The organism is Streptacidiphilus carbonis, from assembly GCF_000787775.1.
In the GTDB taxonomy this organism is placed as follows: Bacteria; Actinomycetota; Actinomycetes; order Streptomycetales; family Streptomycetaceae; genus Streptacidiphilus; species Streptacidiphilus carbonis.
The window spans coordinates 17168-30213 of record NZ_BBPM01000033.1 but is presented as its reverse complement, the minus strand read 5'-3'; the positions used below and the strand labels follow the sequence as shown (position 1 = coordinate 30213).

Here is a 13046-nt window from a genome sequence, read left to right as displayed (position 1 = left end):
TTGATCTTCCGGATTCGACAAAGGAGGAGGCATGAGTCTCTTCGTCTATGTGATCGGTTCCGCGGACGAGGCCGGACTCCTCAAGATTGGTCGCGCCGTCGACGTGCCGCGTCGGCTGGCGCAGCTGAAGGGGATGTCTCCGGTCCCGCTCTCTGTCTTGTGGTCGCGAGAGACCGATAACACTGACCTGGAGTCCAAACTGCACCGCCACTTCGCCAGCTACAGGCGACACGGGGAGTGGTTCGACTTCCAGGGGAGTGACTGGCGTTCCCTCATCAACGCCGCAGCTGAGGAGCTTGAATCTGGTGCACCTCTGATCAGACGGCCACGCGGTAGGGAACAGCCGGCGCTGCCTCCCATCTGGCGTGCATTCCAGCTCACAGACGGTACGCCAGAATGGGCACTCGATGAATCCGAGCCGTCTCCATCCGCGGCCCCCCGGTGTCCGTGCGGTCACAAGGCGGCACGTCACAGCGACAATGCGCCGCACGCTTGCGGAGGAGCCATCCCCTGGGGCAGAGCTACCACCTTGTGCGAATGCACGGGCTTTCACGGGTCGAGCGTGTGGGACCCCGAATGGTGGCAGGCGCAGGCTGTTGGCGATCTTGACGAAACTTCACTTGCCGGCCTCACGGCTGAAAGAGCCTCCGGTCGGCCGCTCCCACCCGTCGCCTTCAGACGCGGAGCCCGCCCACAGGATCCGTCTCAAGATGCGAAGGAGATACTCTCGTGCCTTCCCAGGCTCCGATGATCATCTCCAGTGATTCGCCGTTCGCGGACTGCTGGCACGCACGCGCTCATCGGGGCCTGCTTGTGAAGGGCATCGGTAGCGTGAGCAGGTGGGCGACGGCAGCCGAAGCGTCGGTGGCGTTGTGGTCTGCGGGTCGGCCTGAATGGGTCCAGTCGCGGCCGGCCGCGATCCAGATCGTGCGCAGGCCGACGCCGTGTGCTCCGGCGATGTCGGTGGCCGGGTTGTCGCCGATCATCCATCCGTCGGCTCGCGGGTGTCCGCAGCGGTCTGCTGCGGCGTGGAAGATGTCTGGGTCGGGCTTGCGTACGCCGATGTCGTCGCTGATGCAGACTGCGTCGACGCGGGCGTCCAGGCCGGTGGCGCGGAGTTTGGCGTGTTGGATGTCGCTGGCGCCGTTGGTGACAATACCGACCGTCCAACCGGCGTCTCGCAGTTGCTCGAGGCCGCCCAGGGTTTCGGGCAGGCAGGTCACCGCGGCGGAGATGGCGTCCACGTACCAGTCCCACAGGGCGCTGGCCGGGCCGGGCAGGTGGAGTTCCCGGCGCAGGGCGGCGAACGTGGCGGGGTATGCGCGGTCGCGTAGGGCCTCGGCAACACGGGGTACGTCGGCGAGATGGAGGCCGTGGCCAGCGCAGAACCGGTCCGCTACGGAGCGCAGCGCGCTCTGGCGCTGGATCAGCGTGTTGTCAAGGTCGAACAGCGCGAGGGGCACACGAACGAGCCTAGTGTGCGATGGCCTGCGGCTTCGTCGTGACGACGGGCCAGGTTCGCGCGTTGGACGGCGTAGTGGTGGTGCATCAGGGGCTGGCGGGGTGTCAGACCGGTCGGCGCGGCCGCTCCGCGAGACTTCCGTGAGCATGTATCGTGCTACGGAGCGTCAAGGCTTTGAACGACATGTGGACATGCGGAAGCCCCCGAATACTTGGCGGTCTCGGGGGCTCGCACGGCCCGAGCTGTCAGGGCCTGGATCGACTACCCCGATCGCGGAAGGAGGGGGTGTCGACGTGGTTCAGCGTACCCGCCTCCGTGGGCGGACATGCAACACCCCGCCGAGAGGCCAGCGACATGAGCCGCTGCCCTGTCGACGGGGTGCTCGCGTTGCCCTGACACATCGTGCTGTCAAGGGGGCGGGGATGACGTAGGTCTTCGGGGGCGGCGGCTAGGCGCCGCCCCGGTCGCACCTGGTGTTGGCTCACCTGGTCTGCGACCACTCAATTCACGGTACGGAGTTGGCGCTCCCTACCAAGGCCCGATCGAGTCGGCTTGGCGGCCGGCACGAAGAGGCGAACTAACGGTTCTCAGCGGAACCACTTCACGGCCCCGAAGGGCCGACCCACCAAGGCGCTTTCGCATGTGCGGAGGCACGACCTCGGAAGGTGTTTGTCATTTTGCAGGTGAAGGCTGCCCTGTGCCAGCTCTGCTGGTCGGGTCTGAGGTATGTCGTGCCCCGCGACGCGGGACTGAACCGGTGTCACCCCTTGCGCCACCTGGGATTCCGGGGTGTCGAAAGTGCACCGCCGATTTCACTCAATGTGATGCAGATCACACACGTCGATGGTCACACCGACGCTAGCGCGTGTCTGGTAGCACTCGGATCGGTCACCTTCTCCTCACTGGCGGTGAGTCGGTGAGCGCCCCGACGTTCGCGCCGTGCTGCGGCGTGTTGCCGCGGCTGTGGGTGCCGGTGGAGCAGCAGTGGATGGAGATGACGGGCGGTCGGGTCGCGCCGGACGGCTACAGCTGGCTGCAGGCGGTGCACTGGGTGGTCGCGTCGGGCTGCTATGTCCCGGTGCGGTCGCACGGTCCGCGGGAGATGGGCCGCACCTCCGTGCGGCTCGCGCAGGAGCTGGCGCAGCTGTCGCCGTGCCGGCCGGGAGTCGAATACCTGGCCCGGCGGCTGAAAGTGACGGAGCGGACGGTGGAGTACCACCTGTCGATGCTGCGGGAGTCGGGGCTGCTGGTCTACCTCGAGCGCGGCACCCGAGTGCGCGGCGAGCGGGCTCGTGCCTCGGAGTTCGCGCTGGTGATCCCGGCCGCGTTCGATGCCGCCCTAGGCATCCGCACGGCCGGGGACGGCACCGGGCGCCGGATGACGGGGATCGCGGAGGCCGGCCGGGAGCTGATGGCCCGTATGGGCGCGAAAGCAGCGAAGAAATGGCGCGCGGCGCGTCCGAGGCGCTCCACCAAGACTCCACCAACGGCTGCCGGCAGCGGCGTCGACCAGGCCGACCGTACCGTCCAACACTCAGCGCCGCAGGAGGTTTCCGGGGCCTCGGGAGACGACAGCCGTTGCACCCCAATGGAGGGTGGTGTTCCTGTGTGCATTTCTGACGGACCTTCTATCCCCCCCTCTGAGAGCAAGCTCGGTGCCGGGCAGGTGGATCTCAGCACCGGGGAAAAGCGGCAGCAGGAGTGGGGGGCGAAGCCGAAGCGGCGGATCATCAACAAGGTCGGGCGCAGGCACCAGTTGGCGTTCGAGCTGGTGCAGCAGGTGCCGTGGATGACCCGGGCCGCGGTGCCGCGCGTTGCCTGGGTGGTCCGGCACGTGGCCGACGCCGGGTGGAGTGTCAATGAAGTCATCGCTTGGCTAGAGCTGGGCGCGGCGTCGTCGCAGGTCCGGCGGCCGTCGGCGTATCTGGCGCACCGGCTGCGCGGCGCGCTCCAGGTGTGGAGCACCCAGGCCCAGCGCGACAACGGCGTCGCAGCCTGGCGCGACACCCGGCGCTCCACCGCCGATCGACACGTCGAATGGGACGGCGCGTGGCAGCCGCCGCGGAGCATGGCGGTGCGCCGCAAGGTCCAGGAAGCGATGAGGGCCCCGGTCCTCGAGGTGACCGGGGCGACGCTGCACGGTGCGGACGACCAGGTACCGCTGGAAGACCTGACCCGGGAGGAGGTCCTCGGGCTGCGAGACCTGGCCCGGAACAACCCCGACCTGATCCGCATGGCCATCGAAGCGCAGGGCGAGGCCTACGCCAGGCGGCTGTACACCCACGCCGTTGTCGAGCAGCTGATCAGGATCCCGGCGCAGGGCGCGCGCATGGTCGTCCACAGTGGCTGGGGGCAGCAGTGGTGACCGAGAATCCACCGAACGACAACTGCTCGAGCAGGCCCACGGCATCGAGGATGATGTCGTCCCGGAGCGCCAGGAGCCGGAGGGACTGGAGCCACTGCCGGACCGGAACTGTCCGGTGTCCCTACCCGGCACTGCCCGGGACAACGAGGGCGCGTCCGCGCTGCTCCATGGGTCTGTCAGTTCACGTGAATGAAGGTCACCGTGTCGCCGACACGGTGTTGTTCATTCTTGCCAAATCGGATTACGGCGCCACCTGCGGTGCGTACCCATCCCGCATTATTTCCTGAATTGAAATACCAGGCATAGAAGTTGACGCTCAATTCTCCGGCATCTGCAAAGCATTTACTCTGCAGCTGGCCTGAATCGCTAAGCCAGCGGAACTCCAGGTAGTCAGCGCGATCGCACCACCACTGTTCACTCAGCGCCGGGGCGGCCAAGAAGTGGCGAGGGGTGGCACTCGCGGGCGCGGCTGCAAGTGCACTTGGTGCGCCTGATACGGCGAGCGTCAAGCCAAGTAGGACGGCAACCAATCGAGAAGCACCCGTTCGCGACATCTGACCTCCATGGTAGGGGTGTCTAACGTGTACACCATCTACTTCTCTCCGCAGCCACTTCAAGCCGTCAATCGAGTGAATGGCTGCGCGTCGGCTGTCAGACCCTGCCCCATCGGAGCGCGTATTATCACATCAGAACCAAGTCCGGTTCGCGCTGTGTCTCCTCGGGGTGACGATACCTGTTTCTCCACTCGTCAACGAGGCCACCAAGGGTGATGACGAACAAACAAAGCCACAGAATCGCTAGGATGGCAGCGATGAGCGCAAGTACGCCGAAGAAGACTTCGAACAGGATTGATTTGTGTGGGTGCATGCTTTCAGGGTGTCGTGGGTCGATAGTCACCGCAGTGCGGGCGCTCTTGTCATATTGATCCTGCTGCGTGTAACTCTTCCCGTTGAATGTCCATGTGAAGGAACATTCCGTGTAGCCGTTGTTGCCCCCCCAAATTCCGGTGTCGCTGGGTGGATATACTGTGCATTTCGATACGGTCGCCGGCAGTTGTTGGGTGTCGAAGCTGTACTTGGGCAGTGAATAGGCCCAGGCGACCAATCCGGCGGCGAGCATTGGGACGAGGGTTGTGGCCAAGACGCGCCCAGCCGAGGCTGTCCAATCTTTCCGGCCCGCTTGGATCCGGGTGTGGATGAACAGTGCTACGGAAACGCAGCCGCATGCGAGGGTTGTCCACCCCAGCCAGGTCGGCTCGATCCCGTCGGAAGCTACCGGTCCCACGAGGAGTACCACCACGCCCAACGCGGTCAACTGACTGGTGATGAGCAGAAGGCTGACTCGGGTGAAGAGCATGCGCACGGCCCAGCGGTGCCGTTTCAGCGTGGGTCTGGTTCCCGCCCCGGGAACGGGTGCCGTTCGGGCGCGCAGGCCGCGCACCTCTTTTGCCAGCATTTCTACTTGGATGGTCAGCTGACTGATCCGGTCGAAGCTATGTTCCAGGTCTGCTTCGACCGCCTTGACGTAGACAGTTGCGCTCGCAAGTTGTCCGCGGAGGTGCTCGTTCTCCGCGTTGACATCACGTAACTGGTGAATGATCCTTGCGCGTGCTTTCCCGTTTTGGGCATTGTCTCGCCGGGATTTGAGGATCAGCCATGCGAGCTCCCTTCGGCGGACGCGCTTCACCTCCTCCATTTCCTTGATCAGCTTGTCGACGCGTTCGCTCAGGTGGGCATTCTGGGCGGCGAAGGAGCGTTTCGCTGCTTCCTGGGCATCCTGCCGCTTCTGATGGAGGTCTCTGCGGACTCTCTCCGGAACATGGACACCCCGGGATTCGAGGGCCTCGAGGAATCTCTTGAGGAACACCTCTGGAGCGATGCGCTTACCCGCCAGGTAGCGGCTCACCGCAGCCTCGGAAGTGTTTGTCAGTTCCCCCAGACGCTTCTGGGTCATCCGTTGACCATGCTCATCGAACATGGCGGCGAGCGCCAGTCCGTACTCCAGCGCCTGCGGAGGCAGTGTGCCGGTATCCGGGCATGCCCCAGGATCCCTGGAACTCATCGACTCTCCCACGTGACTATGTGCCGCACCCTCACCTGTCGACCGCAATTGTGTCACCAGCCGCAAATCCCCCTTGCCAGAACGCAGGGAAGGGCTCCTTCCCGATTCCGCAAGATCGTCAAAACGAGCAGTGTTGGCCACATGACCTCGAAGAACCCCAAGACGGCGCGCCGCACGGCGTCAACGGCAGCAGCCATGCCCTGGCTCGGTGGAGGCGCAGCCGCCGCACTCGGTGGACCCTGGTGGGTCACCGTGCTCGCGCTAGGGCTCGCCTCTTTCACCGCAGCATTGCAACTCGTCTTCCCGCAGAACTCTGCTGATCGGCTTGCATGGTGGCGGTCACTGTGGGAGCGGCCACGCCCTAGACGTGCACGGGGCGCGTCGCGACACGCGAAACGATGACCGCTGCCCCGAGCCCAAGGAATGCCCCCACCATTCGGGGCGCGGCCTGGATACCGACTTCGGCGCTCTGCTTGAGGATGCGGATCGCGTACGGGTTGCCGTCATGGGTGCGCAGCGCGGAGGCCAGGACGGCGACGGCTCGGTCCGGGTTGCACAGTCCGCCTCCGGGGCGGGGTCATCTGGTGCAGGTCTGCGGATCATGATGAGCAGACCTGCACCGCGCGGCGGGTGGCGCCTAGGTGAGGACGGCGATGATCCCGTACCCGAGGGGGAGGGTGGTCGCGAAGGCTATGGCCGCGGCCTTGAAAGCGGTGATGGTCGTACGCCCTTCGGCCTTGGCCAGAATGTAGGCGCCCAGGGCCACGATGAGTGCGAGCAGAATCACGATGCCGATGGCGAGCAGCCGGGTCTCCTCATTCACGGCTGTCCTCCCGACCGCGCGCAGGTGCATGTGTCGTTGCATGAGGTCGACGCGCCGGTGTGTGCTGCGGCCGTGTGCCAGAGGCGATGGAACACGACCGTGTCGCCCGCCAGGGCCCGGACAACAAGTTGGGTCTCGCCCCACGTTGGCAATGTGGCGTCGTTGAGGATGTTGTGGATCCGGTCGTCGGCTAGGCGCCAACCGACGGCCAACGCCAGCTCCCTGTCATGGGGTCGCCCCGCCCGGATGTACAAGGTGCGCAGCGCAGTCCGGAAGGCCGCGAGGCCATCGGGCTCACCGCTGACGGCGGCCAACAGGGCCGGGCGGGGACGCTGTTCTCGGAGACGCTCGAGCTCCCACGGGCGCCGCAGTTGGTCGGGGTCGCCGTTGCAGACTCGAGCCAGGCGCTCTGTCAGGCTCCAGGTCGGCACGCGGTCACCACTGAGCACACGGGAGAGGTAGGAGGGGGAGCAGCCGACCTGGTCCGCGATGGTCTGCCCGATGAGCCCGGATCCTCGTGCCAGTTTGGACAACATCGGGGACAAGCGGTTGGAGGCGGGGCCGAAGTCGCCGGCGGAGATCGGCTCCGCGTGGAGGTCGGGGACCTTCTGCTCGTGGGTGTTGGCGGAAGCGGTCGGTGTTCTGGGGCTTGCCGTGCGGCTCAGGCGCCAGTCGGCGTGATCGCCGCGGTAGTTCCCCCGGGCGGTGTCGGGGCTAACGCCGAGAGCACGGCCGATCGGCCGCCAGGGTGTGCGCTGGTCCCGGGCGAGGGTGGTCAGCGTGCGCGTGAGTTGCCGCAGGTGCCGTTCAAGGTCGACCACGTAGGGCAGCGCCTCCACGGCCAGGCCGCCTTGGTTGACGTTGCGGGTGATCTGTCGCAGGGCGTCTTGCATATCGCGGATGTCGTCGATCGCCTGCCCAGCCAGTGCGGGCTGCCCCGACACTTGGGCAGGTATCGGTACCTCGACGGTCGCCTCGTTTTCAGTGCTGCGCACGCTACCGGGTGGCTTGCTCGGAAGGGAGCGACGCCTGCGGTGCATGGCCTGCCGGCACGTGGTTGAGCAGAACTTCCGTGGGCGACCGGTCGCCTGATGCTGCATTTGTTGCTCGCAGAACGCACAGACAGTGCCGGTCATAGTGATGACCTCCGTACCGAGGCGGCGTCCAAAACGGTGCAAGCCCCGAGAGTTTTGTCGCCGATTGCGCGACGTTCTACGGCTACCGAACGACAGAACAGCAACGGGGTGGCGCGCGTCTGAGAGACCGCGGGTAAGTGGCTCGGAGTTCCGCCGCCCGTCCCGAGTGCTTTGAGGCCTCTCCGGGAGGCCCGTGGACCCGGAGCGGTAGCGGGGGAGGGCGCGATGGTCTGCCTCTCGGGCCGAGGATCGCGGGTCACTCTGGCGACGGGGCACTGTTGCGCGCGCTTGCCGTTTTGGTTCATCCTCGGGATGCTTTTGTCGTTCGCGTTAGGGTGGGGAGCGCGGCCGGGCCCCGTTGTGTGGTGCCTGGAACGTCGTAGCTGAGATGGCCTTTTCAAGGTTTCATCCTCGGTTGTCGTCAGCGGGAGGGCGCGCAGCATCCGGGTCGACGGTTTTGGCGAACCGCCGGGCGTTGCGCGTCCGACGGCGACGCTAACGCCCCTCGCGGTGACTGCAAAATGCCCGCGCATCAGGAGGAATCACCGCGTTTCGCGCGTTGTTGCAGCACTTCCCCAGCAAGTCGGCCGAAAGGTCCCGAAACTGGTCTCGACCTGCTAAAAGATGAGGCCGTCGGCATGTGTCAGTGGCACACAGAGGACGCGGGGGAATCGTCGGGTTGCCAGGTGGCCTGATTCCGCCCCAGTGCACTGCACCCAACCGGGTAGCGGCTTCTGCTGCCGCCCGTCTGATGATGTTCCGCCAATTGTCAGTGTCAGCCGGTAGCCTCGCAGGTCGGCCCAAACACGGGCCTGGGGGAGGGGTTGATGGACCTTCATGAAAGCAGGCTCAAGAAGGCTGTTTCGGCACGTGCCGACGCCCTGGAGGGGCTGGAGCAGGGCACACCGGGTTACGCCGAGGCGCTGACAGAATTGGGACGGGCGACGGACGCACTGTTGGAACACGCCCGGCAAGTCCCGGAGCGGCGGCGTGAGGCTCGGGCGCGCACCCGCAAGACGTGGGTGAAGTCGTTGGCCGCCGTGCAGAGCGTGGCTGCGGGCGCCGGCGTGGTGTTCGCGCTGGTCGGCCCCACCTCCTGGGGATGGTTGGTGCTGCTGGTCCCAGCATTGGGCTGTGGCCTGTGGCAGCTGCTGGGGACGCCGATGGGTTCGAACCAGCTGCCGATCGCGGCCCTGTGCACGCTGGCGGCCCTGGGCGCGGTGCTGATCGCGTTCCACGTGGTCAGCGGCTGGTTCACGGTGCTGGTGCTGGTGCTGTGGGTGGCTGCGCTGGGCACGGCCGAGGACGCGGGGAGGAAGAAGTGAGCGAGGACTGGGAACAGGAGCTGGAGCGGGTTCGCAGCAGCGTGTCATCGCTGAAGTACGAGTGGGAGGAGGAACGAGGCTCGCTGCAGAGCGACCACTCGTACCTGGACTCCCGGGTGGATCGGATCAAGGATGAGGTCGACGTCCTGGACTCCGGCCACACCGAGCTGGTGGACCGGATCGCGGAAGCCGAAGCGCACATTGCGGCGGTGGCCAGGCAAGTGCAGTGGCTGGAGCGGCGCGCCCGTGCCGGCGCGGGGGAGGAGCCAGTCGTCCTGGACGCAGTCGATGACCGCGCCAGGGCGCTGTGTGCGGCCGTGCGGGAGATGTATGAGCAGCGCGACGCACTGCTGACCGTGGATCAGCGTGCCCGGCTGCGTAAGACAGTCGCAGCACACGAGCAGCGTGTGCAGGGCCTCGCCCAGGCCCGCATGGACATGGTTGCCGCAAGTCGGACTCTGGCCCGGGTGCCGCTGGAGTCCAGCGAGCACAGTTCCGCCGCGATGGCGTTCCGCATCGCCCGCAACACCATCGACGCCGCGCACGGCAGCAACCAGGACCAGCTCGCCGGGCGGGCCCGTAATGCTGCGGCGGCACTGGCCGAGGATCAGGACACCAGCGCCGCTGTGCAGCCGGCACTCCTGGCCGGTGAGAAGGCCCGAGGGGAGCTGGAGACCCGGGTGCGTACCCGCATCGCGGAGGAGGTGGCCAAAGCGGCGTTGCTGCCGGTGTGGTTCACCACCGTCTTCGGTCCGCTGCCCGACCGCAAGGACCCGCAGGAGTGGCTGGGGGACGCGACCGACGCCGTGTTGTACCGAATGGTCTATGGCGTCAGAGATTCCGTGCTGCTGCTGGGCGAGCAGCCCGACCCGGACGAGGACAGCGCGCAGTGCCACCAGTGGACAAAGCTGCAGCGCAGCGTCGCCCAGTGGTCCAGCTGACCACCGCGGTGACCGGGGTCGCCCAGCAGCGTAAGCGGCCGGACCCGGCCACGGCCCTCGGCCGACGTCCTGTTCGCCATACTCCGCCGCGGCACCTTCTACCAAGGGGCTGTCGCGCTCAGCTGACCTGCGGCTCAGCCATCACGACAACGCAGTCGGCCGCGGCGTCGAAGCCGAGGACGGGGTGGGTCCCATCGCCGCCCTCACTGTCCATCAGCACCGACTTGCCCAAGCGCCGCCCGATCGCTGTCAGGAAGCCGCAGAACACATCGAGCCGGTCCTGCCCCTGCAGCTCGCGCAGGTCGACATCGAAGTCGATCTCATCCGCTGCATAGAACCGGAAGATCGCCAGAACACCTTCAGCCGGCCAGACCCGAAGTTCCGGACACTCCGAGCCAGCCGGTCGGGACAGCACGGCCTCCACCAGAGGCACCGGCAAAACCGAGCCGCCTTCGGAGTACTGGCACCCCCAGCCACTCTCCACCACAAGGTCAAGGACCGACTGCCAGTCCTCCGCCGAGGCACCTCGCACCCAGACGTCCGGCAGCGGGCCCATCATCTCGGGATCGAAGCACCACCTGACGTCGTCCCACAGAAGATCAGCCACCCGGACATCCTGCCGTCCCCGCGGCCCTCATGCCGACCCAATTCCTTGACGAACCCCATAGGGGCACCCCTTTGTCAGGACATACCTGTGGACGTGGGTGTTCTTCCTCGTTGCCAATCAGCAACGAGGAAGAACACCTGGTCAGGGCAGTGAATCGCGGTGATAGTTGCGCAGGCGCAACAGCGCGGAGTCAGACGGCGTGGGGTGGCTGTCGTCGGCTGGATTCGTCGGCCTGCTTGTCTTTGAGCTTGTTGATGCGGGTGATGTCCGCAGCGTTCTGGGCTCGCTTGTTCCCGTCCTGGAAAGCGGTCTGCTCAATGGACTGGGCGGGGGTGAGGTTGGCATGGCCCGGCGTGTCGGCGCCGTCCGCTGACGGCAGCTGTGGCGCGGGGATGAAACCGATGGGGGGCCGGGACGTGGCGCCGGCGCGTTGTAGCTGTTCCCATTGGGCCTTCGCGTGCTTCTGTTTGGCTTTGACGACAGTGGTGATCATCAGTAGCTGCGGCCAGTCCAGTTCGTCCAGCAGGAGGTCGTTCTCGTAGCTGTACAGGCGGGAGGCGTCGACCCCGGTGCGCTTGCTGACGTACGCCAGGCTCAGACCTTCACGCTCGCGGGCGAGGCGCAGTATGGCGCCGAGGGTACGCGGCTCGTCCGGCTCACGGTCCGCCACGAATCGGCGCCCCAGGCGACGGCTGTGGACCAGGTTGTAGGGCAGGACTGTGCTGGTGCGTGTTTCCGTGTGCTGCAGGCGCGAGGCGCTCAGCCCCAAGGCGTCGCTCAGCTGGGCGCCGACCAGGCGGGCGCCGTGCAGGTCCGCATCGGTGAGATCGCATTCGCGTAGGTCCGCGCCGGTCAGATCGGTCCCTCGCAGGGACGCTCTGCGCAGCAAGGCACCCTTGAGGTTGGCTGTGCGCAGTGAGCACCCGTCCGCCTCGGCACCGGACAGGTCAGCACCTGCCAGATTCACCATCCCGCGGTAGTCATTGGCGCACTGCCGCAGCACGATTCTTAGTGCCTGGGTTCCCGCTGTGTGGACAGTTCCGGCGGGTTGCACCCGGCGGATGAATGCGCACAGCATGGGCATCACCTGCAGTTTCGATTCTGGCCGCAGGTTCATCAACTGCTCGAGTTCGACCACCGCCTGCAGTTGTTGCGACTCGTCCGGTGCTTGGAGTCGCTTGGCGGGCTCGTCCACCAGTGTGGTCGTCAGCGTGGGTTCTTTGACCACCACGACGGCTGCTGCTGCCGCTGCCTCGTCCTTGCCGCTCAGAATCTCGTGGACGGTGGTCAGCTGTTCGGTTCGGGCGAGCAGGTCCGCCTGCGAGGCGTCGAGTTTGAGCTGCAGCTCCATGAGCGCCATCTCGCGTTCGGCGAGGGAGCGGTCGCGTTCGGCGAGGGAGCGGTCCCGCTCGGCCACGCGCTGTTCCATCTCGGTGTGGAACTGCATGACCTCCCGCTCGTGCTGAGCGGCTGCTTGCCAGTGCACTTGGCGGACCTTGACGGCTAGCGCTTCGGTCCGAGCCTGGGCAGTGTCGCGTTCCTGCTGGGCTTCCAATAGCTTGGCTTCCAGGAGGCTGATCTTCTCCGTCAGTGCCTCGCGTTCGCGCTCCAGGTCAATTCGGGCTCCGCGCTGCTTCTGTGTCTCTTTGCGGGACTCCCAGTACTTCTGCTCGACGTCGCTTCGGTCCTGGACCGCGTGCCGCAGTTCGCTCTCCAGCGCCGCGATCCTGTCGTAGGCCTTGGCCAGCTCCAGGGTGGTCTTGTCCACCTTTACGTGCAGCTTGTACAGCTCGATCTGCTTGTCGCGTGTCCCTTCGAATGCCTCGCAGAAGAGTTTGAACGCCAGTGCTTGGGTCGCGTCATCGGCGTTTGAGGCTCGGAGTAACTGGGTCACGAAGACTGCGCTCGGGCGGCGTTCACCTGACCGGAGCCGCGTGATGCTGCTGCGGTCAAGCGGCGCACTGTCGCCTTCGGCGAGGGCGTCCGCAAACTGCTTCTGGGTCTTCCAGGGGCCCGCCCGATACAGCTTGTCGATCAGCTCAAGCAGCGGAATCGTCTCCGGCGCCGCGGCCGGGGAGAAGGCACGTTTTGTGTCCTCCTCAGTCCTGTCCGCAAGCTCCTTGACTGGGCTCTTTTCGTTCACTCCTGCTCCCCCTAGGCGCCGTTGCCGATGGGCAATCCTCCCACCAGCAGGGCCTCCTGACTGACCATCGCCTGTGCGATCCGGCAACGGAACGACAACGGAACGACAATTCGCGCGTGCGTTCCGGCAACCGGGGGGGGCATTGAAGAATCGGCAGTGTGACCGGCGCTGCGCCGGATCACC

The 13046-nt window shown here is 66.1% G+C and carries 11 protein-coding genes; 4 read left to right on the top strand and 7 right to left on the bottom strand.

What is annotated here, in order from left to right:
- Positions 1-31: 31 nt before the first annotated feature.
- On the top strand, positions 32-751 hold the full coding sequence (locus tag TR46_RS45370; RefSeq protein ID WP_084718870.1) for a GIY-YIG nuclease family protein: 720 nt from the start codon (positions 32-34) through the stop codon (positions 749-751).
- Positions 752-797: 46 nt separating this feature from the next.
- Here the strand turns inward: TR46_RS45370 and TR46_RS23855 are convergent, their stop codons facing one another.
- Entirely contained in the window at positions 798-1463 is a 666-nt protein-coding gene (locus TR46_RS23855; protein WP_042404680.1) for an HAD family hydrolase, read from the bottom strand.
- A gap of 915 nt (positions 1464-2378) precedes the next feature.
- Here TR46_RS23855 and TR46_RS23850 point away from each other — a divergent pair.
- Complete coding sequence (locus TR46_RS23850) at positions 2379-3827, top strand: helix-turn-helix domain-containing protein (protein WP_052433056.1); 1449 nt, start codon at positions 2379-2381, stop codon at positions 3825-3827.
- 176 nt (positions 3828-4003) lie between these two features.
- Here TR46_RS23850 and TR46_RS41315 read toward each other — a convergent pair whose 3' ends face one another.
- The 4 genes from TR46_RS41315 to TR46_RS23835 form a co-directional block, all read right to left on the bottom strand.
- Positions 4004-4381: a hypothetical protein gene (locus TR46_RS41315; RefSeq protein ID WP_161790182.1), complete on the bottom strand. Its 378-nt coding sequence runs from the start codon at positions 4379-4381 to the stop codon at positions 4004-4006.
- A gap of 127 nt (positions 4382-4508) precedes the next feature.
- On the bottom strand, positions 4509-5888 hold the full coding sequence (locus TR46_RS23845; protein WP_152626643.1) for a helix-turn-helix domain-containing protein: 1380 nt from the start codon (positions 5886-5888) through the stop codon (positions 4509-4511).
- A gap of 637 nt (positions 5889-6525) precedes the next feature.
- The gene (locus tag TR46_RS23840) at positions 6526-6711 is read right to left on the bottom strand and encodes a hypothetical protein (protein WP_042404677.1); all 186 of its coding nucleotides are present in this window, start codon (positions 6709-6711) and stop codon (positions 6526-6528) included.
- Complete coding sequence (locus tag TR46_RS23835; RefSeq protein WP_161790181.1) at positions 6708-7706, bottom strand: helix-turn-helix domain-containing protein; 999 nt, start codon at positions 7704-7706, stop codon at positions 6708-6710. The genes TR46_RS23840 and TR46_RS23835 overlap by 4 nt, the downstream gene beginning before the upstream one ends.
- Positions 7707-8674: 968 nt before the next feature.
- On the opposite strand from TR46_RS23835, the gene TR46_RS41310 reads away from it, so the two are divergent.
- On the top strand, positions 8675-9172 hold the full coding sequence (locus TR46_RS41310) for a hypothetical protein (protein ID WP_152626642.1): 498 nt from the start codon (positions 8675-8677) through the stop codon (positions 9170-9172).
- Complete coding sequence (locus TR46_RS23825) at positions 9169-10113, top strand: hypothetical protein (protein ID WP_042404673.1); 945 nt, start codon at positions 9169-9171, stop codon at positions 10111-10113. Before TR46_RS41310 ends, TR46_RS23825 begins: the two co-directional genes overlap by 4 nt.
- 118 nt (positions 10114-10231) lie before the next feature.
- Here TR46_RS23825 and TR46_RS23820 read toward each other — a convergent pair whose 3' ends face one another.
- Together TR46_RS23820 and TR46_RS44480 are read right to left on the bottom strand one after the other, a co-directional pair.
- Positions 10232-10720 (bottom strand): hypothetical protein, encoded by a 489-nt coding sequence (locus TR46_RS23820; protein WP_042404670.1) that lies wholly within the window; start codon positions 10718-10720, stop codon positions 10232-10234.
- Between the two features lie 190 nt (positions 10721-10910).
- A complete protein-coding gene (locus tag TR46_RS44480) occupies positions 10911-12863 on the bottom strand; it encodes a pentapeptide repeat-containing protein (RefSeq protein ID WP_052433055.1) in 1953 nt (650 codons plus the stop codon).
- Positions 12864-13046 lie beyond the last annotated feature (183 nt).

Bases quoted from the DNA above. Each gene is read 5' to 3' on its own strand.
- TR46_RS45370 (WP_084718870.1), top strand. From the start codon at position 32: ATGAGTCTCTTCGTCTATGTGATCGGTTCCGCGGACGAGGCCGGACTC.
- TR46_RS41315 (WP_161790182.1), bottom strand. From the start codon at position 4,381: ATGTCGCGAACGGGTGCTTCTCGATTGGTTGCCGTCCTACTTGGCTTG.
- TR46_RS23845 (WP_152626643.1), bottom strand. From the start codon at position 5,888: ATGAGTTCCAGGGATCCTGGGGCATGCCCGGATACCGGCACACTGCCT.
- TR46_RS41310 (WP_152626642.1), top strand. From the start codon at position 8,675: ATGGACCTTCATGAAAGCAGGCTCAAGAAGGCTGTTTCGGCACGTGCC.